Origin of the sequence: Geothrix sp. 21YS21S-2, from assembly GCF_030846775.1 — a bacterium.
In the GTDB taxonomy this organism is placed as follows: Bacteria; Acidobacteriota; Holophagae; order Holophagales; family Holophagaceae; genus Mesoterricola.
This window is the reverse complement of the sequence record NZ_CP132910.1, coordinates 4,299,715-4,320,748: the sequence shown is the minus strand read 5'-3', so window position 1 is coordinate 4,320,748 and position 21,034 is coordinate 4,299,715. Positions and strand designations below refer to the sequence as shown.

Below are 21,034 nucleotides of genomic sequence, written 5' to 3'. Positions count from 1 at the left end.
CTCCCTGGCGACCGAACCACCGGCAGCCGGGAACCGGCCTGAACCGGGTCGCCTCACGGAGGCAGCAGCCTGGCCACGAGGCTCAGCACCTGGTCCGGATGGAAAGGCTTGACGACCCATGCCTGCGCGCCCAGGGCCCTTCCCAGGCGCTTCATGTCCGCACCGGATTCGGAGGTGAGCATGACGACCGGCGTGCGCGCGTGGCGGGCGTTCCCGCGGAGCGCCTTGAGCAAGGAGAAGCCGTCCATGTTCGGCATGTTGATGTCGCACAGCAGGAGATCGACTTGGCGATCGTGGAGGCAATCCAGGGCCTCCCTGCCGTCCCGGGCCTCCACCACGTCGAACCCGGCCCGGGTCAGGACCAGGCGCAGGAGAGCCCTCAAGGTCGAGGCGTCATCGACGATCATGATGGTCTTGGGCATGGATCGGCTCCCGCCTTTCTCCGGCAAGCCCAGGGGTGCCGAGGCGCCCCGGGCCGCTGAAGGCCACTTGGTCAATCCGTCTCTCCGCCACGCTAGCTCGCAGGACCGATTGAGTGGATTCTAGGAAGCCTTTTCAAAATGACAAACCAATATTTGTGACTTTCCTGCGAATTCTGGGAATTCCGCGGCCCTGGGGACCAAGGCGCAGCAGGACCGCATCCAGCCCGCCGAGGATGCCGCTGAACGAAGCGGTACTGTCTTTTCCAGATCGGAGCTGCGAAATTTCCAGATCCCGGCTGAAACATTCAATAAGCAAGCCATTGTTTTCCAACAGTTATCGAGCGTATATTCCAGATCGGAATTTTTACCCTTGGGGATCGCCTCACCCATGGCTCGATTCGTTCACCACGAACTTCGCCTGCTGAACCCGGCCTTTTCTTCGCCGCTTCCGGATGTGCTCACGGATCTGGAATACCTGCGCCGCCTGGAACTGCGAAGTACGACCCCATGGCCCGTTTTTCTTCAGCTCAAGCAGGTCTCCAGGCGCGGGTGCTCCTGCCCGCCCTGGTCCATGCCCGCCAGCGCCAGTTGGTGACCTCCGCGGAGGAAGCCGTACTGTCGGCAACCATCAGGGCAGGAACGGTGAAGGCGGGCGAGGTGATCGAGCAATGCGATGTGAAGACCCGCCGAGGCCGACCCAGCTTCACGACCCGGCTCACCAGGCCAAGGCGGCATCCGGCGGCGGCGCCAGGTGGCCCTGGAGCCGCCCGCCGGAATCTGCCGTTGGCCTTGGAACCAGGGATCCCTCAGGCCACCGCTGCCCCCCCGTCCACGACGAGTTCCTCGCCAGTCATGAAGGAACTGTCCCCGGATGCCAGGAACAGGGCGGCCCCGGCCACCTCCCCGTCGGTTCCCATGCGCTTCATGGGGACCATTTGGGAAACACTGTCCTGGAATCCGCGCAGCGCCTCCTCGTTCAGGCCCAGCTTGGCGTGGATGGGCGTTTCGATGGGACCTGGCGCCAGGCTGTTGACCCGGATGCCCCGGGGCGCCAGTTCCACGGCCAGGGACCGCGCCAGGCCGGCCAGTCCCGCCTTGGACGCGGAATAGGCGCCGGCACCGGGAAAACCCTTGCGGTCCACCACGCTGGTGGTGAACACCACGGACGCCCCCTTGCCCATCAGGGGAAGCGCCTTCTGCACGAGGAAGAAGGGGCCCTTGAGGTTCACGTCCAGGATCCGGTCCCAGTGGGCCTCGCTGGCCTCCTCCAGCGACCGGAACTCGCCGATGCCCGCGTTGACGAAAAGGACGTCCAGCCGTCCGGCTTCGGCCTGGAGCCGCCCGGCAATGCGGTCCAGGTCCCCGAGGCTGGCGCTGTCCGCCTCGAGGACGACGACCTCCGGGGGCAGCAGCTTCCGGGCCTGGGCCAGGGTTTCGGGATTGCGTCCAGTCACGTAGACCCGGGCGCCTTCCTGGTGGAACAGCCGGGCGGAGGCCAGGCCGATGCCCGTGGTGCCCCCGGTGATGAGTGCGATCTTGCCGTCGAGCTTGCCCATGATGGGATTTCCTTTCTGGAACGAACGTTCCATGAATTGTCAAAAAAAATCATCCGAGGACCGAGAGGGTCACGCGGACGATGCCCTCCAGGTCATCCCGGCTGGCGCCGGAACGGGCGGTGACCTGGAGACCGTGGATGCTGCTCTGGAGGTAGTGGGCCAGGGCGGCCGGGTCGTGCGCCGGACCCAGTTCGCCTTCGGCCTGGGCCCTGCGCAGACGCGCTTCGAAGAGACCGAACACATGCCTGAGGTTGTCGCGCACGCAGGCGCGGGTTTCGGGATCCTCGGCGGCCCGCTCCAGCGCGGCATGGGCCATGAGGCAGACCTGCCCTTCCGGCGAGAGCAGCCGGTCCACCGTCATGCCGAAGAGGGCGGCCAGGGCCTTGCGGAGGGGCAAGGGCCCTTCCAGGAGCTCGGCGAAGGGCCGGCTCACGGCCCGGCGGTAGCGTTCCAGACTGGCCATGTAGAGGGCCTGCTTGTCGCCGAAGGTGTCGTAGAGGCTCTGGCGGCTGATGCCCAGGTGGTCCACCAGATCCTGGATGGAGGTGGCTTCGAACCCCTTGGCCTGGAAGAGGTCCATGGCCCTTTGCAGGGTCGCGTCCTCGTCGAATGCCTTGCAGCGTGCCATGGGGAGAGTTTAGGGTTTTGGACCGATCAGTCAAGATGGGATTTTGAGGGAGGGGTCGCCCTGTCCCTGGAAGGCTTCCGGTCCTGGGCTTCATTTAACCGCCAGCCCATCGAGCATGAAGCGACCGTTCCCACCAGAACTTGACGGACCCTTGAACCGATGTACCTTTGTTACATGGGTCCAACGATCCAATGGGAGGGTGCCATGCTGCAGATGGCCGACAGCCGAAGGCGGTTCGTGATGCCCAAGGAAGCACTCATCGGCCCCAATGACCCTGCCGAGGTGGAACTTCTGCCTGATGGGAGAGTCATCATCTCTCCAGTCAGGGTGATTCCTGTTCACGAATTGTGGGCCCTGACCCCTGAAAGCACCGCCCAGACGGAAGCTGCCATGAAGGACTACAAGGCTGGGCGCACCCTTTCAGTCAAGGCCCTTGATGCCAAGATCGCAGCGGGGAGCTCAAACCGAGGGCGCAAGTGAAGCCGTCCTTCCCGGATGCCTTTGTGCTGAAACTGCTCAGACAGGAAAGCAGCTTGATCAATGCGTTCCGCCGCCTGATAGAAAAGGTCGAAATCAGGACGGAACAACAATTACGTGAAACCAAGGGCATCCACCTCGAACCCATCAAGGCAAACCCGCCCTACCATTCCATCCGGCTGGACCAGGGCCCCAGGGCAAAGGTCCTGCTGGACGGGGAGACCATGGTCTTTCTTGACCTTGACCAGGATCACGACAAGACCTATGGCAGGAAATAAGGTTCAAGAATGACCCTCCGGCACCTTCGCAGGTGCGTCACGGGTCAACGGGATCCGGTGTCGGGGACGAAACCCGCTGGCTGCACGGGCTGGCACTCACGCGGCTGGTGGTCCCGGGCAGAATTGAACTGCCGACCTACCGCTTAGGAGGCGGTCGCTCTATCCCCTGAGCTACGGGACCTGCGCGGGTTTGCTGGGATTGCCCCTCCCCGTTGCACCTCTATTGCACTTTCCCCTCCCATTCCTTAGCCCTGATCCCCCCGCTCCTTTCCGGAGCGGAAATGACAACCAAATTCAAAAACGGACTCGCCAAGCATCCAAGTGGACACTACCACTACTGCGTCCGGATCAATGGCAGGCAGTTCAAAGGAAGCACCCGGGCGACAGATCTCGCTACGGCACGGAAGGTGCTCGAAGAGCTTCGTCGCCAGGTCCTCAACGAGGAATGCGGGACCAGGCAAATTCCCACCTTGAAATCGGTTCGGGACAATTGGCTTCAGGTCCATAAGCCCGTGCACAGTGCCAAGCATTGGTATGACGTCGAGATGGTCTCGCGCATCTGGCTCCTTCCGAACCTTGAAAATCGCCGTGTGGACCGCATCACCAACGCGGACGTCTATCAGGTTCGCTCCAAGATGTTGGAAGCAGGTCGATCCCCAGTCACGGTGAACGACATGCTGAAAATACTCAAACTCTTGATTAATTTTGCGATCAGACAGGGTTACCTAAAATCACTACCCTTCAAAGTGGCGTTCCTGAAAACCCAGAAGAAGCCCCGACCAGTGATCAATGCCGCGAAGGTTTCGGAATTTCTCTTTGCAATCGACCATGAAGCCCGGAACCCGCATGTCCCCGTAATGCTGCGAGTCATGATCGGGCTCGGTTTGAGGGAGAGCGAAGTATTAGGCATGCGATGGGAATGGTTCGATCAGATCAATCAAACCTACATTGTCGGCAAGGCAAAGGGCAAGGAAGCGCGGGTCCTCCCGGTCCCTTCGTGGCTCTGGTCCTCCATCCATGCGATGCCGAAAATCATAAGTCCGTGGGTATTCCCAGCCGAGGACGGCAAACCGCATCGCCAACAGTTCTGCAAAAAAGCGCTTCACCGAGTCTGCCAGAAGCTTGAACTCGGAAATGTAACCCAGCACCGCCTGCGCGCCACCTTCGCCACCCTCCACACGGAGGCGGGAACGCCCATATCCGAGGTTCAAGGAATGCTTGGGCACAAAAATGTAACGACCACGATGATCTATGTGGAAACTAGCCTTGGTGCTAAGCGAAAGGCTCAGGACGAGCTTGGCAAGAAGCTGGGGTTGGCATGAGCGCGCTTCCTCCCCGTCAAATGAGCGCTCGCATGCATCAGTTTCAGATAGTGCCTCTGCCTGTGTATCGGTCTATGCCATTTATTGTGCATCGGTTTTGCGTCATGCAATGTCGATTGAGTGTCTCGTGATGCTGAAAGATGATCCGACATGGACCACCCAACGCATTTCGGGAACAGCTCAGATGCCCTCCTCGACCCCCAGGCGCCGCCCAGCGAAGAAGGATACAGAACTGACCATTTCTGATCAGAAGGGCGAACCCTGCCTTTTCGGCGATCTGTCTGAAGTGAAGAATCTATTCAAGTCACGCCCCAGAAAGTCAGTGACCCTTGGAATGGCGCGGTCAATCAAGGCAAAGGTCGCCCTGGAACAGCGGGGACTCAGCGGTTTCCTCGAAGGCGCCATCCTCTCCTTCGATGGCAACCTGCCTGCCCTTTGGACCGCTGCCGTGCACTTCTGCGAATGTCGCCGATTGCATGCACCGGAAGATTCCATCGAGAATGCCACCGCCCGTATTTCCTGGACCGCCTTTGAGCGTTTGGAGGCGATTGTTGGTGCCCTCGTCAACAGAGAGGTCGCAGGGGTCACCCGGTCCAGGGTCCTTTGTGGATTGGTGGAATTGAGGCTACGATCAGAGCAAACTCAACCCAGGAAGGATGAAAAGCATTGAGCACATGCATCTATCCGCCAACTCCCAGCGCCGAAGCCCGGCTCATGGAAACCCTTGGGCAGGCACGAAGCATGCTTGTGGGCTTGCGGCACTTCGTGGTGAACCCGGACACACCGCTCCAGGGCAACCCTCGGGCATACCTTCAGTGGCTCAAGTCGCTGGGAACGAGCCGGACCATGGCGACTACGATCGCTCCGATATGGGGACCAGCAGGGATGACAGTGCTCGCAGACAGCATGTTCCCCCCGGTGGCGCCCGTGCCGGATACATCCGCCGCCACCACCACGCAGCCGCCTGCCTTCACTGGGGAGAAGGAAGACCCTTGCTTCCAGGGGCTTCCTGGGCACGAGGAGTGGGATCATAACGACCCGGCGATTTTGGCGAGCATCCGCGCCGCCCTAGAATCTCAGACCCCTCTTCGTGTTCAGGTCGCCACCAGCGTCGATGAGGACCTCTTCATTCAAATCCGGCGGCAGCGCGGAGGCATTAGCACCTTCATCGCCGATGCCTTGGAGAAGTTCCTAATAGACCCCGAGGCAGTATTCGCCGCAGCGGCACGCCTCGCAGAACGACGTAGTGATTCGGCATGCAAGCCGACGATTACCGGCAGGGTTACCCCGGATGCTGCAGATCGAGTTGATGCCCTGGTGGAGTCCTTCAGGGGAAAGGTCGCAAGAATCACCACCAGCAAGGTTGTCGGCGGTTGCGTGATGCTGCTCGCCGAAGAAAGAAAACTTATTGGACCTGAGTTCAGATGAGCCTAAAAGGCGAGGCAGCAGACCCCTATGCCAAGCCCTGCCCCGCTCCTTTGTTACCTGAGCCCATTTCATTCCCCTTTGCAGCGAGGTTTCCCTGCCAGAGGGAGTTTATAGGTAAAAGGAAGCAACCATGAAATATAAGTGCCTACTCACCCCAGCGATCGGTCTGTTTGCGTGTGCGTCAATTTCAGTGCAATCGCTTGAGGACACGAAAGCCTACATCCTGAGGGAAACGCCACAAGCGATGAACCCTCAAGAGCAGGTTGTTGTCGTGGGTTTCCGGGAAAGTGCGCCGGGACGAATCCACTTCGTTACGCGCCAAACCTCCCCGCTAGACGGCAAGGTCAGAACATGGCTTTCCCAATCTCGGACATCGACGTCTTCATTGTTGAGGACTCCTACGGAACCCACCTTCGCGCCAAAGCCAGAGAGGGGGCGCTTCCGCTGAAGTGCTACACCCCAGACCGAACCACCACAAAGCTCCCCTATGTGAACATCTTCGGCGCAGGGGCGAGCCCCGTTAAGATGCGGAAGCTAGAGAAGGCGTTTAATCACCTTATAATGCTCACAACAGGAAGATCCGAGTTATTTTAGCCCAAGAGAAGTGCTAGGGAGTCGCGGAGATTGTCCGCAAAAAAGGGGGAGAAGGGACTGTTCCCCTTTCCGTGACTGAGGAATGGCTTCAGCAATCCTCAAACCCTGCGTTCAGGATGTTGGTCGGGAAAGGACTAGAAAGCCGTGCAACCCGAGAATCAACCTGATCCTCTTCCGTGCAGAGGTCATGCACAGGGAGAACAAGCTAAGGCACCAACTCAATCTTCGCAATTTCCTTCTGAAGTTTTTTCCAGTGACCTTTGATCTGTCTCTTAATGGCGACGCTTTGGGTAAGCCTAGACGCTTTTAGTGCGTAGGCAATAAAATTGTGGCGACCCAGATATGAATATTTCAAATTAATTCGCTTTCTCCGGATGAGTGTTTCTGTCCCATTAAGCCTATCGTGTTTCAGTCTCGTTTGATGGGCAAGTGAAACGGCAGCACGAAGTTTGGAATAGTAACGACTCATACTGCCAGCTCTTAATGCGATACGCTTACCGTCGAATGTAAATCCAAGATACTGGACAAACGGAGGGGAATCCTTATCAATTAGTCCTTGAGAAAAGGAAAATGTAGATGATTTATCCGGATGAATTTCAAGATGAAGGATGCCTATTTCTCGCTGAATTGAGGCTGCTACTACTTCATTTTTCCCTTTTGGAATTATGCATATAATGTCATCACAATATCTCCGATACAATCCGTTCAGGCTAATAACTTCAGCAGCAATCTTCGTATCAAATTGCAGCATATAGATATTCGAGAGAACAGCACTTATAGGGCTACCTTGGGGAATTCCCTTAAATCCTCCCGGATTAGGCTTGACTAGTCCTTGCCCTCTGATTTTAGACTTAAACTCCGGGATTGTGCAGATTCGCCTTCTCCCATTTGCTTTTGGCGCATGTTTGCTAATCCCAAAAGTATTATATAAATCTTGAAGATCAACGAATGAAAATTTGGTTATGGACTTGAATACGGCATAATGGTTCGACGGTAAACGAGTTACCCCAAGGATTCTTGCCCATTGCGATTTCAAAATCCGGTGGTCAAGGTTGTCAAAAAACGAAGAGACATCATAGGTATAAACCATACAATCCGGGTTGTTTTTGATGAATTCAAAGGCTTCAGCCGCGAAATGGATGTTGCACTTATGCAGATTACTTCTAAAAGCAGTGACCACATCATCCAGCCCAAGAGATGGAATTAACCGGTTGTATGCTTCATTAAGAATGTATGCATAGTAGGAGTAGATAGCCGCATCCCGGTGGGCGGCGTAATAAATATCACGGGTTTTAACTTTAGGAGTAAGTGCCCCGTTCTTCTTCTTTACCTTACGTGCCTCAATGGTTGTATGGATAAACGGCATGAATGACCAGGTTGTCACCCTGCCATCATTGGAAGCCAGGCGCAGTGCACCTGGTCCAAAAAACGGCTCGTCAAAATGGAGATAACCCCTTGGCTTAATGCAAAAAGCACTAGCCACCCCCTGCCGCTCTGGCAAGGGCTGAACTGGGGGAAGATGGTAGCGGCACTCCACTTGCCTCCCCCCAGTTTGCCGACTCCCCGAAGGAAGCCGTTACCGCATTGCTGCGGCGCCGCGTGTTTAAGCCTGATGCAGTATTCTTTCATCGTGGAGGAGAACAACATGAACCGTGAAGTCCAAGCGCTCAGCGTCCTGATGGTCGCGGTCAGCCTCCTGGTGCAGGGCACCTTGAGGGTTGACTTTGCAACTGTTTCCCTTGTCTCCAACTAGCAAGGCAGACAGATCGTAGACCAAGCTTTCAATTTCCGCAAGGCAATTTACCAAATTCCACCAGCCTTAGACGGAGCAAATCTCATTTCCGCCAGCGCATGCTTCTTCGGACCCCCTCGGGTCACGTCATCCCATCTGATTCAAGGTTGGTTGAGTCGATTGCAGGACGGACAGAGTTGACCCCGATCTTGTGTAGAGAATATCCGGAACGATAGATATAACGCTTGTTTCTAACTCGTGATAGGACTTGGTCATTACAATAGAAACTTCATCCTGGATTTCTTCGAACGTTTTTTCAAGAGCAGTCACGAGAGGTCCTAAAACGGGAATCGAACGGAGCTCTTCAATAACAAAATTCTTAAGAACTCCAATGATAAATTTCAACCATGTTGGAAGCGCCGAGAAAGATCCATTTCGGTTCTTTTGTATCAAAAGGATCAAGCGCCTTAAAACAGCCTCAATAACTCTGCTATCCATCCCTTGGGCTTCAATGATTCGGGTCATAATGTTAACGACCTCATCAAAAAGTTCTCCAAGTTTACTTTCTTTCCGATGGCGCTCAAATACTTCATCAAAATCAATGGAGTCCTCAACTCCTTCAGAGAAGACCCACTGGTGATTCATTGCGGTTTCCCGCAATGGCATGATTGCATCGATAAGATTCCCATACGGAAAAGCACTACGCGGTCGAGAGAGAAGATCCATCAGCGATTTCAGCCATTGAGGGCGATCCCGGTCAGCCAATAATGACCATATCAGGGCAACGGATTCTCTAGTCTGGAGAATCCGTTGTTCCTTATTCTGTTCTGAGGACGAGACTAGGTCATGAAATAACTCGACAAAAACCTGCCGGAAGGCGGCGTGTTTTTCAATTAAGGATCGTCGGAGTTGCTCGACACTTTCCTGCATGGTGATTGACTCCTATGCCACCCAAGCCCCAGACTGCACTTCCGCCTGCTTCAGCACATGCCCCACCGCTCGAAGCTCCATTTCCGGTAGATACCGATGCCGCTTCAAAATCCGCTTAATACGCACCTTCATTGTGGCACGAACTGATTCTCGAACGGACGAATCAGTCTTCGGGTTATTCCTCCGGTCGTCAGGGAGTTCCCGTCCAATCGCCTTCAGCTCAGAGCCTCCTAGTTCCCGAACCAAGGCTTCGTTATCCTCCAGAGCGTCATATAACGCCATCTCCTCCGGTGCCAGCCCTAGATCGATGCCGCGCTGGAAAGCATCGTTGAACGCCTTTGCCATTTGGATCAATTCTTCGACGACTTGTGCGGTCTCAATGGCACGGTTGCGATAGCGCGTGAGACTGGCTTTCAAGATGTCCGAGAACCTAGCGCTCTGCACCACATTTGTGGAGAACCGCGCCTTGATGTCGTCTTTCAACAATCGCTCAAGAAGTTCTACGGTGAGATTCCGGTGCTTCATGTTCTGCACTTTATCCAAGATCTCAGCAGAAGGGAAGCCGAAAGGAATTTCTAAAGCTCTGTCCCCAAAACCAAATGCCCTTACCCAACACATGATAAATAGATATTATACAGAAGTGCACGGGCAGACCTTAAAGTTGAAAGATCTTCATCGTCCAAACGTTCTGGGTCGAAATGCATAACGCTATTGCGAATTTCTCTAACTTTTTCAAGCAATTCGCAAATAATCGTCCTACTAATACGGATCCCTGTCCGAATCCAATTGTTTGGATCCTGCAGTAGTCTTGCGTATTCGCCAAAAGTCAGATCAGCCACTGAAGTCACTATTCTACCAACATCCGATGCATCTTTGGCAGAAACAATATCAGCAAGGTTAAACTTCGAGTCAATTATGTGCCTGAGATAGTTTTCTATTTCACCTATCAGCAAAAAAGGCTCAGCCAGCCCCTTAAACTGCTCCATCATATCACTTGAGGTCACTATGCCACTAATGCAATTGGTTGCATCCCGAACAAGAACATATTGGTGCTGAGAAATTCGAGGAATTGCATCATAAATGGAAGCGTTAATACTAATTTCTTCGGCTGGGACTAAAAAGTCGGAACAGGGACCTTGCATTTTTGACCCCATTGCTATTTTTTTTACAATTGAGTCCCAAGTCACAATACCCTTAAGATTTCTTTGCGTTTGCATCACTGGCACTTGTGAAAAATCATAAGCCATCATGATCGTGACTGCATCAATTATATCATCCTGGGGATTGACAGTTTTGGGAGGTTTTTTTGATGCGTCCAGCTTACTCAAACGATGACTTGGATCAACATAGGTATTAGCCAACGATAGTCCAGTGACATGGGCATCACTTGGTGCGTCTTCTTTTTCTTCCCCTGCAAGAATATTTCCGACCGAAGATGAGGCAACCTTCACTGCATCAGTTATTATTCCATCCTGAAGAAAAAATTCTATAAAATCATCAACATATGCTGACTCAAAATCTGGAACTGTAGTTATTTTGAACTGGTTCATCAATTGTCGTATTTCCCAAACGACAGCGGCTCTACGACGCTTAGCTCCAAACCACCCAATTAGCTCACGCACTGAAATGCTGTTGGGTTTCTCTCCCGCATCAAGTTGATCTCGAACCTGAGACAACCTCCTAGCAAAATCCCCATTAATTTCACAGGTCCTCCCCTCGCCACCTACATACCGCCCCGGCGTAAGCACGTAGGCTTGCTCCACTATCTTTTCCAGATCCACAGCGCAGCAAAAGCCGGGGACATCGATGTAGGGATCTTTAATCTCACCATCCTGCCGCCAGGAATGGACGGTGTTTGTGATCTTTGCAATTTCTACATCGTCGAGGACCCGGTTTACGCGGGTCTCCTGCCGTCCCATCTTGCTGGCATCTATGAAAAGAAACTCCCCCTTGCGCCTTCGCCCATTCCTAGTCTTATCCTTTGCAAGGAACCACAGGCAGGCGGGGATCTGCGTGTTGAAGAACAACTGGGGCGGCAGAGCCACCATCACCTCAACCACATCACCCTCGACCATGGCGCGACGGATGTTGCTCTCATTGCTCTGGTTCGAGGACATGGACCCATTGGCAAGCACCACGCCAGCGCTGCCAGAGGGATTCAGGTGCCACAGAATGTGCTGAAGCCATGCGAAGTTGGCATTGCCTGCTGGTGGGATGCCATAGACCCATCGGGGATCGAATTCAAGTTTCTCCCCGCCCCAGTCGGAGACATTGAAGGGTGGATTCGCAAGCACGTAGTCGGCACGAAGGTCCGGATGGGCATCCCGACCGAGAGTATCCCCGGGCTCTTTACCGAGGTTTGCGACTATGCCTCTGATGGCTAGATTCATGGCGACCAGGCGCCATGTGGTGGGGTTGACCTCCTGTCCGAAGATTGAGATGTCATCCCGGTTGCCGCCATGGGTCTCGACGAATTTCTCGCTCTGCACGAACATGCCGCCAGAACCACAGCAGGGATCATAGATGCTCCCCTTATTCGGCGAGAGAACCTCAACGAGCAGCCGCACAACCGACGCCGGTGTATAGAACTGTCCGCCATTCTTACCCTCAGCGTTAGCGAACTGCCCGAGAAAGTATTCGTAGACCTCGCCCAGCGTGTCTTCCGCCTTGTCCTTCACGCCGAAGCCGATGGAGGAAATCAGATCGATGAGTTCGCCCAACTTGCCGGGATCAAGCTGAGTTCTGGCGAAACGCTTATCCAGGATGCCTTTGAGGGGTGGGTTGTCCAATTCAATTGCAATGAGGGCATCATCGATCCGTTTGCCAATGTCTGGTTGCTTTGCCTGGTTCCGGATGTTCTCCCACCGCGCAACAGGCGGGACCCAGAATACGTGAACCATTGCGTATGAGTCCCGGTCTTCACAGAGGAAGTCACTGTCCGATGCGGCGGGAAGGTAGAAGTCGCTTTTGGGATCGGAAACGGCTTTCTTGAGGTCGTTCCGGCGCTCATCGAAGGCGTCGGAGATATATTTCAGGAACACCAACCCAAGGACCAAGTGCTTGTATTCGGCGGCATCCATATTGGACCGCAGTTTGTCAGCGGCAGCCCAGAGAGTCCTCTTGATGTCCTGATCCATGCAAATCCCTCTGGTGTGATGGAATAATTATCGGTGATTTGCTCCGCATCGTGGGCGGCTTCTCGCGATTTTCTCAAGATTCGCAGATTGAGCAATTTCCACCTCAAGTTTAAGCGTGGCTCGTCAGCAAATGTCCTTTAGGGCGCCGCCCGGCTTGAATCCACCGATTGAGGTCCATAAATGCAGCCCCATGAAGCCCCGGGAGGCGCCCCCCCCTCTGCTCGATGCCTATTTATCCCTCGCCCCCGCTGGGACCTGTCCTGAGGCATCCTAACCTGCACCCCGGCACCAAGTAGCCCCCGGCGCCCTTTCACAAGTTCTACACCCCGAACCCAAGGGAAATCATGTATGACCAATAAGGAATACAACGAGTGCCAATTTCACGCCACCGACCACGAATTGGAGCCTTAGATTTGCAAGAAATCGCCTTTGGCTTTGAGGCTCTTCGGTTTGTGGGAACCAGTGTTGGAACAGCCACCGGTCATTTCAACCTGTTGCATGCAACAGCACGGGATGACAGGATTTAGCTCAATGACCGTTTGGTCTTTGGCTGTCGAAATGCTCATGCATCACTTTGCGATTGCACCCGTTAGAACTGTTCCAGCACCGCAACAAATGGCAATTATTATGGAGAATAAATTGGAACTCATACAATTTATTGGCAGCATGGGTCAGGATGGTTACCCATATTTTTCAAGCATTACCGAATTTGCACAACCATGCATTCCTGCAAAATGTCGAGAAAACGCCTTCCTTCAAAAGCGTATTGTAGAGCTACAAGCCAAGCGACATCCAATCCGGATCGGGCATTGTTATGACAATTGTTTTCGCCTATCTCAGGGGTCTGCCACGAGCGATCCTGGAGGAAAAATACTAAAGGACCGAACTACAAAGGAAGACATTGAGTATGTTGAAGGCATTGTATATTCGGAGAACACCAAACGCATTTTCTTGCATGCTTGGGTAAAGATAAATGGAATTTCTTATGACCCGACCCTGGAGCTATCGGATGCCATGTATGGCGACAGTAACGAGCGGCAGTATGTAGGAATTTATAGTTGTTTCTTCGGTCCAGAGTCCAACCCTGAATTGCCTGCCCATTTTGACCAACTTGGGATCAAGCGTGAGTTTGAATTTCCAATGATTCGCCCAGAAGACCTGAAAATGATCTGGGGCTACCTTAGGGAAAAGCGACCCGAACAGGACTAAGACATCCCCCGGCAGAGCCGGGGGGTTTAAAACGTGAGCCGCTCAAAGCGGCTGGTCGGGGTCGCTAACGCGGCCCCGAATCATAGGATGGGCACCTTGGAGGTGCCTGGTCAGCGAAACAGGGACAGTTGCTCAAATCGCTCGTCCTCCTTTTCCTGTTTTCGGATGTATTCGCGCACGACCGTCTCATCTCGGCCCACTGTCGATACGAAGTAGCCGCGCGCCCAGAAGTTCTGGCCTACAAAGTTGCGCTTCCTCTCCCCATACACGCGGGCGAGGTGAATCGCGCTCTTACCCTTGATGAACCCGATCACCTGCGCCACGGCATACTTTGGCGGAATCTAAATCAGAATATGGACGTGATCGGCCATGAGGTGCCCCTCCTCGATCCGGCATTCCTTCTGCGCGGCCAGTTGCCGGAACACCTCACCCAGATGTGGTCGTAACTTCTCGTAGAGCGTCTTTCTTCGACATTTTGGGATAAACACCACGTGGTACTTACACTCCCACCGGGAGTGGCTTAGACTTTCCGACGAGTCCATCTTGGACCTCCTTTCGTGTGCTTGGCGGCTCACAATCGGAGATTCCAGGATGGACTCCCTGAAATGTCAAACTTCTACTGCCACCCCGGCAGAGCCGGGGGGTCTCCTGGTTTTGCTAGCCCATTCCCGTCTGGCGGAATGACTACGATATTTTCAAACTCCAGCTCTTTGCTTAATGTAAAATCATGCGCATACGTCCTCAAGCATGTCCAGGAGTGAGCGAAGCATGGCGGCACGAGCGATTCTTGCAAAATGTAACCCAGCCTTGATCAAATGGTCCCGGTGTTCTGCCCACTTGACCATGGAAGAAGTCTCTCGGCGGACAAAAATCCCGATAGAAAGACTGGAGGGATACGAATCAGGGAGCATCATCCCCTCGTTCCCGCAACTTCAGCTACTTGCAAAAACCCTTAAGCGAGCATTGCCCCTTTTTTTCCTTCCGCTGCCACCAGACCATGAAGACGTTGAAATTGAGTTCAGATCACTGAGTGCATTTGAGCAGGAAGTCGCTGATCAAATTAGTGCCCTTAGGAGAAGAGTCGAAAGTCAAAAGAAGAAGGTATTGCGGTCATGCTTTGAAAATTTAGACACGGTTATTAACAAAATTGATAAATGCGCCATTGTCTTTGACGACAACCATCGCCGAATAGCCAAAGAACTCAGAGCCCTGGTCGGAATCTCTTTGTCGGAACAATTTTCCTGGAAAAAGCCAGACAAGGCACTTCGACATTGGAAGGAAGCAATTGAGGCTCTGGGGATTTTTGTAATTCAAAATGAACCGAACTCAGAGAAGGTTCCAGTTGATATTTTTCGAGGTTTCGTTCTTCCTGCCCTGCCGTTTCCTGTAATAGTGCTGAACTGTTCAGATGCTCAAAATGGCAAGATTTTCACCCTGATACACGAATTGTGTCACCTTGCTCACATTATTTCTATCGGGAAGGGCGCGACAGCAAAACGATACCGGACAAGAGAATTCCTTGAGACCATCTGCAATCGTGTTGCTGCCGAATTTTTATGCCCAGAAGATGATTTGGGTAACTGTTGGGATGATATTGCAACTCCTAGCCAGGGAAAGACTGTTACGACAGCCCAATTGAAAGAAATGACCGCACATTTTTCGGTTAGCGCTGAAATGCTCTTAATCAGATTACAATCCCTGGGTTACATCACCGAATCATGCCAAAAGCAGCATCTTGCGAGAATCAAAGTTCTTTCAGAAGAAGCAAATAAAGAACGCGGACCCGTAATTATTCCATATCACATTCTTGCCGTAAACCGTAATGGGAAAGCGTTGAGCACTCTTGTAATCAAAGCCCTCGGGCGAGGCTCCATTGACTTTGTTGACGCATCCAATTGCCTTGGGATTAGATCCAAGCACATTGCAAAAATCGGGACCTATTTACTGGCTCAAAACAGTTAAGCACGGGGCTGAATCATGACAAGAACACCAAAACACTTAACCCTCTCCGCTTCAGCGCTCGTTCAGGTTTGGCATGAGGCTGATGGCAATTCCACTAAAGCCATAGCACGCCTTGGGACTCTTAACCATGGGGCATGGACTGCAGTCCGCCCAGTCCTAGACGAGCTAGAGAAAATAGACGACGAAGCCGCCAAAGCCATCAAGGATAGTTTCCCTGATGGTTTCGGAATTCCATCCGAATCAGTTCAGGCAAAACTAGTTGAAATCTTATCTGCCTTTCCTGAACTTGTAGACCCAGACGACTCCAGCCCTCAATCAGACCTTTTCGTGATCGCCGATGCCGCTGACTCTGGGCACTCCCCCTTATTCAGCAGGCGGCACTTGCGCTCCAAGTTGCTCCCAAGAGCATTTCAGGACTGCATCAATCAATTTCATATCCAGCCGAAGACGCTTGAAGATCTAAAAGAGCACCCATGAGAATCAAGAGCATTCCTACAATTAATCACTATATTAAATCGGTATTTTCGGTTTCAAAACCCGACAAAACCCTTTTCCGAGGGCAAGGCAGAAATTGGAGCCTCGCTCCCAAATTGGCAAGGAAAGAGTTCCAATTTGGAAGCATTCTTGACAAAGAATCAAGGATGTTCAACGAGTTCAAAAGGCGCGCCCCCCTCTTGCTAAACGGATCGCAAGTGCAAGGAGAAATTGACTGGGAATGGCTCGCCCTAGCCCAACATCACTGGATGGCAACAAGACTACTCGACTGGTCTCTAAATCCTCTGATTGCACTTTTTTTCGCCGTTGAGAACCCATATCAACCCCTCCCGGAGGAACCCGAAAGCGAACAGCATGGGGTTGTTTGGATTTTAGAATATTCAGACCGCCAGAGCGTCAGCCCCGTGCCTGAGACGAGTCCTTTTGTTATCAAGTCAACAAAGATATATTTCCCGCGATGTGTCACCAGCCGTATCGTCAATCAAGCCGGGTGTTTTACCGTGCATTATCTAAATGAAGAGCAAGGGTGTTTTGTTCCGCTCGAAGAAGATCCCGAATATTCATCCAAATTGACAAAACTCATTATTCCCGCTGCATCATTCCCCAAAATTCGGAAACAGTTAGAAATTATTGGCATCCATCCCGCCAATATCTATCCAGACGTGGATGGTTTGGCAAAGCACTTAACAAGAATGGAGTCGCTTTTGCCGGACGAACAGCGAGAGGTTGTTTCAAATGTAAGGAAGAATGTTGTCGAGAATCTTCGCGGAATATCAATGATTAGGTGATGCTTCACAGTTCGGGACAGAAACGGATTGCGAACAGCATTTGGTTTACTTGGCTGGGTATTGCATTTGCAAGGCTCCCACTACTGATCGCTTGTTTGCCCCACTCCCGCACCTCGGCGATGGCGCTTCCAATGGTCCAAATCCGAAGACCATCCCCTTGAAGCTCCACCATCACAGAGTCCCCATCCGCCCAATTCAGCGACTTCATAATGGTCGCCGGAATCACTGAGGTCCCGTCCTCTTCGGTTTTGCCCTAATAGACGGCATTGGTCACCTCCGATGAGAAAGCGTGCTCCGTCCAGAAATCTCGCGCAAGGCGTCAAACATTGTCCCCATGAGGAATCGCCTTCACCCTTCTTGGACCAAAGGTGGGCATAGGACAGCATGTCGCGAACATCCCCATCACAGAACCAAGCAAGGTCGTGATGCGCTCCGTTGGCGGTTTCACCGTCTTCGCCGATAGGCGTGTAGCCCACGTCCCAGAGGGCGTCTTCAACCATCGAGAGGAGCCAGGATGCGCGTGCCTCTTGGCAGGCGGCAGGAAAGAGTCCTCGCACAATGGCAGGAGTTTCTCTGTAATTCTCACGGAGCCAGCGGGCATTCAGCATGACCATGAGGTTGATGACCCTTCAGATTTCGGGCGGTCTATTCGCCGTTAACACGTTTTCAAATTGTGCATGGTGATCGAGCAGTTCCATGAACCCGGGCGTTCGGTGCAGGTCTCCGGCACATAACAAGGCAGTCTCCGACACCCTTTCAACAGTTCTGCGCCCCGAGCCCAAAGACTATTCTTTATAACCATTCTGGAATATATAGAGTGCCGACTTCACGTCGTCGATCACGAATTGGAGTCTTGAATTTGCATGAGATCGCCTTTGGTTTTTGAGCTTTTCGGTTCGTGGGGACCAATGGTGGCTGGAACGAGGGTTGTTCGGATATATGCCCTATCATACGGCTAGACAAGCATCAGACGACCCCAAGGGCTTTGGATCGAAATCAAGCTCCAAATTCAAACTATAAAATGGTAGAATTCTGATTGGCTTTGGTGCCGGGATGGATAAATAATTCGTTATTACCATGCACTTCCATGGAAGGGCTTACCGTTGGATAGCTTAGTCGCAGACTTGAAACGAATTGCCGAGACTGGGGACCCTTACTTCAAGCGAGTTGCGGATCTTGCCGAGCCGGTTAAAATATTTACAATTCGCCAAAACCCGATGCTTAAAAGCCATTTTGAGTTCACCTTGAATGAGTTTATAGCCCTCCCCAACAAGTGTTATGATAATGCTTCACTTCTCGCCTTGTTTCTAGAGCGGTATGGGGTCACCTATGTTGAGGGATTCGTCCGCACTGATACGGGTATTCAATCCCATGCTTGGATTGGATGGCAAGGTCGCTACTATGACCCTACCTATGAGCAGAATGCACGCGATCTAAAGACGCCAGGCAACTGGAGAGCGAATTACCAATATGCCAAGGTCATTGAACTGAGTGCCACCGAAGCCTGGGCAAACTGTATCCCTGGCGGCAGAGACAAAGAACAAGCTCTTCCTGCTCCCCTAAGTATCGCGATGTGGGGATTCAACGATTTTTCCATGATGATATACGCATTGAAGCATCAGGACCCTGATCAGCTCATAACTTTGCTGAAGGATCCCAAGATAAAATCTAAACTTGCAATCGGTTAGGCGAGTTTGACGAGGTGAGTATTGAGGTTTCTGACCATTCGGTCTAGCGAACAGGCGCTGTGCTTTCGCACCCAGAGCACCGCCATCTTCGCCGTGAATCAGTAATCGTTTCGGCAGAACCAAGTCTTATCGAGGCTTCCCCCATGAGAATCAAACCCCATGGAATACATTGCTTCATTGACGGCTCTCATGGATGCCCGTCCTCGGAAGGCATCACGCTTGTGTATTCCGAAAAGGTCTTTGCGAATTTCTCGTGTTGAACGCTGCCGCGCATGGAGCCACTCATGGTTCTTGGCAATAACGTCGGGTAAGCAGTCCTTCATGAATTCGACCAAGTCCCCTTCGCAGGCATCAGCGGGGACAGGAAAGGTCCTCCACCCCAGGACATGGCAGCAATCCATTTGGTATGCGGGACGAGGAGGCTTCATCTCGCACCTCCAGGCATTTCCGGGCGCTCTGGAAGGTCAACAAGGAGTTCGGCAGGGTTCAATTCTGGGTCGTCCATACTCTCGGGGAGAGCCACCTCCAGAGCCTCGATAGGCTCCTCCCACATTTGCATCCATTCCCCGTAGGCGATTCCCGGGTTACCGGAATGCCACCCTTCAGGTTGCTCGACTGAGAATTCCTCCTGCCCAAGAAGGACCTCCTCCCGGAGAGCGTTCCCTTCGGCGATGAGGTCGTTTACTCGCTCCAAGGCGCCATCTACGGCTTCACGGATCTGTTCGAGCTGGGCGTTCCCAATGGCGACTTCTGCTTTGAGGGCTTCAAACGCTACCTGGAGGCTTTGTGCGAGTTCTCGTTTCTGGAGGAGTTGATCGGGAGAGAGGTGTTTCACGTCTGTGTCCTTTTGAAGTTGATCGTGGAGGCTTCCGCCGAAGGAATCGGCGTAGGGTTGGTGAGGCAATGTCGGTTCAATGCCGCCCACATCCCTTGGGGTTGCCGGGAGGCGGCAATTCACCACCCCGTTCTTCAGAGGAGACCAAAGTCGTCTGCTGGTATGGGAGTGGACGGCGCCCCGGCGGTGCGCCTAATGAAGCAAGAAGCTGTTCTACCTATGCGACGCGATCGAAGTAGAGGCGAAGCTCTTCCCGGTCATGGAGCGCCCGAAGAATCATGGACTCGCTGACGCCCCTGTATGCCCTCGTTCTGGACTTGAGCATCTGGCACGAAGTCACGGAGGTTACGCCTTGGCGTATGGCGGTCCCCACAGCCTTGCCAAAGCGGTCACTGCTGCACTCATCCTCCTCCAGGTCCGCCAATTCAAGGAAGATACGGTAGAGGTCCAGGGAAAACATCCTCTCGTCCGAAAACGGCAAGTAGTTGAGAAGATCGGTGAAATCGTCCAAACGAGCCTGCACGATCCCCCTCGCTTGGAGTTCCTTGTATTCCTTAATCCCAAATGGCGGGGCATCATCGACGGCGTCCGAGCATGCCGCATAGAGTTCCCTTACAGACCACGGCGCACGCCTGCCTTCCATGTCCACCGAGCGGTCATTCCAACTCTGCCCTTCGGGGTGAGTCAGGAGATTAACTGCAAGCCCAGGATCTAGCCGCAGGTATGCAACCAGGTGAACGGCGACCTGCCATAGTGCATAGTGTCCACCTCCTCCTGAGTGACGCACTGATCGCTGTGCGCGTTTACGAAGAAAGGCGACTGCTCTGACGATGCGATCCTCCAGGCTCCGCTGAGAGAAAGTGAACGGCTCTGGTGGCGAATTCAAAATCGGCAAACCAGGCACGATCCACCTGGGGTCGCAGACTGGTGGTTCAATCCAAAGCGTCGCCGGGCGGTATGAGGTCGTCGAGCCATCCGACAATGTCCGCGAGGTGCCTGGCGCGACCATGAGCGTCCTTGGACCCAGCTTGAAGTCCCACTCCTGCGGAATGTCATATTCGTCCTTTGGGTGGCATACATGGTTCTTGAGCAAGCCCATGTCGATTTCCTCGGGAAGACGAAAGTAAACATGCTGCCCGCCCGAGGGCGTCGTGACACGCGGTCCAAAGCGCATCGTTTCCACTTGGAAGTCCTCCAGGCGCTCTAACATTGGCAGCCCTGGCGCTGTTATGGACCGGTCAAGATCGACCGCCCACAGCCTGTTGCGGGGCAGGAAACCCAGACCGAAGCCCTTGTCGAGCCACTGGAGAGCATGATCCAGTCGGGACGCACCATGCTGTTCATGGGCGTTGATGTATGGTTCCCAACCACCGATGGTGTGTTTTTGACCTGGAGCCAATTTGACGAAGACGACCTTGAACCTTGCGAGCCCTTCAAGGAATTCAAAGACATTGGGCTTGTTTGAACCCATATATTCACCGAAAGAATTACCTACCCCCGGGGGCGACGCCAATTCAGCATCCAGACCGGCGTTAGGTTGAGAGTGTTCCAAT

General features: G+C 53.3%; 21 protein-coding genes, 1 tRNA gene and 2 pseudogenes. 11 read left to right on the top strand and 13 right to left on the bottom strand.

The window, feature by feature from the left end:
• Positions 1-53 precede the first annotated feature (53 nt).
• The 4 genes from RAH40_RS19095 to RAH40_RS19080 all read right to left on the bottom strand — a co-directional run bounded on the left by RAH40_RS19095 (position 54) and on the right by RAH40_RS19080 (position 2,606).
• Positions 54-422: a response regulator gene (locus RAH40_RS19095; protein WP_306599199.1), complete on the bottom strand. Its 369-nt coding sequence runs from the start codon at positions 420-422 to the stop codon at positions 54-56.
• A 120-nt stretch (positions 423-542) separates the two neighbouring features.
• Positions 543-812, bottom strand: a complete 270-nt coding sequence (locus RAH40_RS19090; protein WP_306599197.1) for a hypothetical protein — start codon at positions 810-812, stop codon at positions 543-545.
• A gap of 416 nt (positions 813-1,228) precedes the next feature.
• Positions 1,229-1,978, bottom strand: a complete 750-nt coding sequence (locus RAH40_RS19085; RefSeq protein ID WP_306599196.1) for an SDR family oxidoreductase — start codon at positions 1,976-1,978, stop codon at positions 1,229-1,231.
• A gap of 49 nt (positions 1,979-2,027) precedes the next feature.
• A complete protein-coding gene (locus RAH40_RS19080) occupies positions 2,028-2,606 on the bottom strand; it encodes a TetR/AcrR family transcriptional regulator (RefSeq protein ID WP_306599195.1) in 579 nt (192 codons plus the stop codon).
• A 204-nt stretch (positions 2,607-2,810) separates the two neighbouring features.
• On the opposite strand from RAH40_RS19080, the gene RAH40_RS19075 reads away from it, so the two are divergent.
• The gene (locus tag RAH40_RS19075) at positions 2,811-3,086 is read left to right on the top strand and encodes a hypothetical protein (RefSeq protein ID WP_306599194.1); all 276 of its coding nucleotides are present in this window, start codon (positions 2,811-2,813) and stop codon (positions 3,084-3,086) included.
• Positions 3,083-3,361, top strand: a complete 279-nt coding sequence (locus RAH40_RS19070) for a hypothetical protein (protein WP_306599192.1) — start codon at positions 3,083-3,085, stop codon at positions 3,359-3,361. Before RAH40_RS19075 ends, RAH40_RS19070 begins: the two co-directional genes overlap by 4 nt.
• A gap of 105 nt (positions 3,362-3,466) precedes the next feature.
• Here RAH40_RS19070 and RAH40_RS19065 read toward each other — a convergent pair.
• Positions 3,467-3,542 (bottom strand) — tRNA-Arg (locus RAH40_RS19065).
• Between the two features lie 100 nt (positions 3,543-3,642).
• On the opposite strand from RAH40_RS19065, the gene RAH40_RS19060 reads away from it, so the two are divergent.
• The 4 genes from RAH40_RS19060 to RAH40_RS19045 all read left to right on the top strand — a co-directional run bounded on the left by RAH40_RS19060 (position 3,643) and on the right by RAH40_RS19045 (position 6,705).
• The gene (locus tag RAH40_RS19060; RefSeq protein ID WP_306599191.1) at positions 3,643-4,683 is read left to right on the top strand and encodes a tyrosine-type recombinase/integrase; all 1,041 of its coding nucleotides are present in this window, start codon (positions 3,643-3,645) and stop codon (positions 4,681-4,683) included.
• A gap of 127 nt (positions 4,684-4,810) precedes the next feature.
• Positions 4,811-5,353: a hypothetical protein gene (locus tag RAH40_RS19055; protein WP_306599190.1), complete on the top strand. Its 543-nt coding sequence runs from the start codon at positions 4,811-4,813 to the stop codon at positions 5,351-5,353.
• 215 nt (positions 5,354-5,568) lie between these two features.
• Entirely contained in the window at positions 5,569-6,111 is a 543-nt protein-coding gene (locus tag RAH40_RS19050; protein WP_306599189.1) for a hypothetical protein, read from the top strand.
• Positions 6,112-6,462: 351 nt separating this feature from the next.
• The gene (locus RAH40_RS19045) at positions 6,463-6,705 is read left to right on the top strand and encodes a hypothetical protein (protein ID WP_306599188.1); all 243 of its coding nucleotides are present in this window, start codon (positions 6,463-6,465) and stop codon (positions 6,703-6,705) included.
• 205 nt (positions 6,706-6,910) lie between these two features.
• On the opposite strand, the gene drt2 is transcribed toward RAH40_RS19045, so the two are convergent.
• The 5 genes and pseudogenes from drt2 to RAH40_RS23075 all read right to left on the bottom strand — a co-directional run.
• Positions 6,911-8,242, bottom strand: a complete 1,332-nt coding sequence (gene drt2 / locus RAH40_RS19040) for an antiviral reverse transcriptase Drt2 (RefSeq protein ID WP_306599187.1) — start codon at positions 8,240-8,242, stop codon at positions 6,911-6,913.
• A gap of 342 nt (positions 8,243-8,584) precedes the next feature.
• A complete protein-coding gene (locus tag RAH40_RS19035; RefSeq protein WP_306599186.1) occupies positions 8,585-9,367 on the bottom strand; it encodes a hypothetical protein in 783 nt (260 codons plus the stop codon).
• Between the two features lie 12 nt (positions 9,368-9,379).
• Positions 9,380-9,985 carry a type I restriction enzyme endonuclease domain-containing protein gene (locus RAH40_RS19030; protein ID WP_306599185.1) on the bottom strand — a complete coding sequence of 202 codons (606 nt, stop codon included), beginning with the start codon at positions 9,983-9,985 and terminating at the stop codon, positions 9,380-9,382.
• The gene (locus tag RAH40_RS23080; protein ID WP_373432584.1) at positions 9,973-10,917 is read right to left on the bottom strand and encodes a CBS domain-containing protein; all 945 of its coding nucleotides are present in this window, start codon (positions 10,915-10,917) and stop codon (positions 9,973-9,975) included. The genes RAH40_RS19030 and RAH40_RS23080 overlap by 13 nt, the downstream gene beginning before the upstream one ends.
• A 164-nt stretch (positions 10,918-11,081) precedes the next feature.
• Positions 11,082-12,504, bottom strand: a pseudogene (locus tag RAH40_RS23075) (N-6 DNA methylase); the annotation flags it as partial.
• 465 nt (positions 12,505-12,969) lie between these two features.
• On the opposite strand from RAH40_RS23075, the gene RAH40_RS19020 reads away from it, so the two are divergent.
• Positions 12,970-13,713 carry a hypothetical protein gene (locus RAH40_RS19020; protein WP_306599183.1) on the top strand — a complete coding sequence of 248 codons (744 nt, stop codon included), beginning with the start codon at positions 12,970-12,972 and terminating at the stop codon, positions 13,711-13,713.
• Between the two features lie 110 nt (positions 13,714-13,823).
• Here the strand turns inward: RAH40_RS19020 and tnpA are convergent.
• Positions 13,824-14,255, bottom strand: a pseudogene (gene tnpA, locus RAH40_RS19015) (IS200/IS605 family transposase).
• Positions 14,256-14,481: 226 nt separating this feature from the next.
• On the opposite strand from tnpA, the gene RAH40_RS19010 reads away from it, so the two are divergent.
• The 4 genes from RAH40_RS19010 (at position 14,482) to RAH40_RS18995 (ending at position 18,646) form a co-directional block, all read left to right on the top strand.
• Positions 14,482-15,675: an ImmA/IrrE family metallo-endopeptidase gene (locus tag RAH40_RS19010; RefSeq protein WP_306599182.1), complete on the top strand. Its 1,194-nt coding sequence runs from the start codon at positions 14,482-14,484 to the stop codon at positions 15,673-15,675.
• A 15-nt stretch (positions 15,676-15,690) separates the two neighbouring features.
• Entirely contained in the window at positions 15,691-16,152 is a 462-nt protein-coding gene (locus RAH40_RS19005; RefSeq protein WP_306599181.1) for a hypothetical protein, read from the top strand.
• Positions 16,149-16,958, top strand: coding sequence for an FRG domain-containing protein (locus RAH40_RS19000; protein WP_306599180.1), 810 nt, complete (start codon positions 16,149-16,151; stop codon positions 16,956-16,958). Before RAH40_RS19005 ends, RAH40_RS19000 begins: the two co-directional genes overlap by 4 nt.
• A gap of 1,103 nt (positions 16,959-18,061) precedes the next feature.
• Positions 18,062-18,646: a hypothetical protein gene (locus RAH40_RS18995; protein WP_306599179.1), complete on the top strand. Its 585-nt coding sequence runs from the start codon at positions 18,062-18,064 to the stop codon at positions 18,644-18,646.
• 424 nt (positions 18,647-19,070) lie between these two features.
• Here the strand turns inward: RAH40_RS18995 and RAH40_RS18990 are convergent, their stop codons facing one another.
• Both RAH40_RS18990 and RAH40_RS18985 read right to left on the bottom strand, forming a co-directional pair.
• Positions 19,071-19,481, bottom strand: coding sequence for a hypothetical protein (locus RAH40_RS18990; RefSeq protein WP_306599178.1), 411 nt, complete (start codon positions 19,479-19,481; stop codon positions 19,071-19,073).
• 217 nt (positions 19,482-19,698) lie between these two features.
• On the bottom strand, positions 19,699-20,952 hold the full coding sequence (locus tag RAH40_RS18985; RefSeq protein WP_306599177.1) for a bifunctional DNA primase/polymerase: 1,254 nt from the start codon (positions 20,950-20,952) through the stop codon (positions 19,699-19,701).
• Between the last annotated feature and the right edge of the window lie 82 nt (positions 20,953-21,034).

Coding starts and splice junctions, on each gene's coding strand:
- RAH40_RS19045 (WP_306599188.1), top strand. CDS start 6,463: ATGGCTTTCCCAATCTCGGACATCGACGTCTTCATTGTTGAGGACTCC.
- RAH40_RS19035 (WP_306599186.1), bottom strand. CDS start 9,367: ATGCAGGAAAGTGTCGAGCAACTCCGACGATCCTTAATTGAAAAACAC.
- RAH40_RS19090 (WP_306599197.1), bottom strand. CDS start 812: ATGGGTGAGGCGATCCCCAAGGGTAAAAATTCCGATCTGGAATATACG.
- RAH40_RS19080 (WP_306599195.1), bottom strand. CDS start 2,606: ATGGCACGCTGCAAGGCATTCGACGAGGACGCGACCCTGCAAAGGGCC.
- RAH40_RS19050 (WP_306599189.1), top strand. CDS start 5,569: ATGACAGTGCTCGCAGACAGCATGTTCCCCCCGGTGGCGCCCGTGCCG.
- RAH40_RS19030 (WP_306599185.1), bottom strand. CDS start 9,985: ATGTGTTGGGTAAGGGCATTTGGTTTTGGGGACAGAGCTTTAGAAATT.
- RAH40_RS19010 (WP_306599182.1), top strand. CDS start 14,482: ATGGCGGCACGAGCGATTCTTGCAAAATGTAACCCAGCCTTGATCAAA.
- RAH40_RS19060 (WP_306599191.1), top strand. CDS start 3,643: ATGACAACCAAATTCAAAAACGGACTCGCCAAGCATCCAAGTGGACAC.
- RAH40_RS19005 (WP_306599181.1), top strand. CDS start 15,691: ATGACAAGAACACCAAAACACTTAACCCTCTCCGCTTCAGCGCTCGTT.
- RAH40_RS19095 (WP_306599199.1), bottom strand. CDS start 422: ATGCCCAAGACCATCATGATCGTCGATGACGCCTCGACCTTGAGGGCT.
- RAH40_RS19000 (WP_306599180.1), top strand. CDS start 16,149: ATGAGAATCAAGAGCATTCCTACAATTAATCACTATATTAAATCGGTA.
- RAH40_RS19075 (WP_306599194.1), top strand. CDS start 2,811: ATGCTGCAGATGGCCGACAGCCGAAGGCGGTTCGTGATGCCCAAGGAA.
- RAH40_RS23080 (WP_373432584.1), bottom strand. CDS start 10,917: ATGAACCAGTTCAAAATAACTACAGTTCCAGATTTTGAGTCAGCATAT.
- RAH40_RS19085 (WP_306599196.1), bottom strand. CDS start 1,978: ATGGGCAAGCTCGACGGCAAGATCGCACTCATCACCGGGGGCACCACG.
- RAH40_RS18985 (WP_306599177.1), bottom strand. CDS start 20,952: ATGGGTTCAAACAAGCCCAATGTCTTTGAATTCCTTGAAGGGCTCGCA.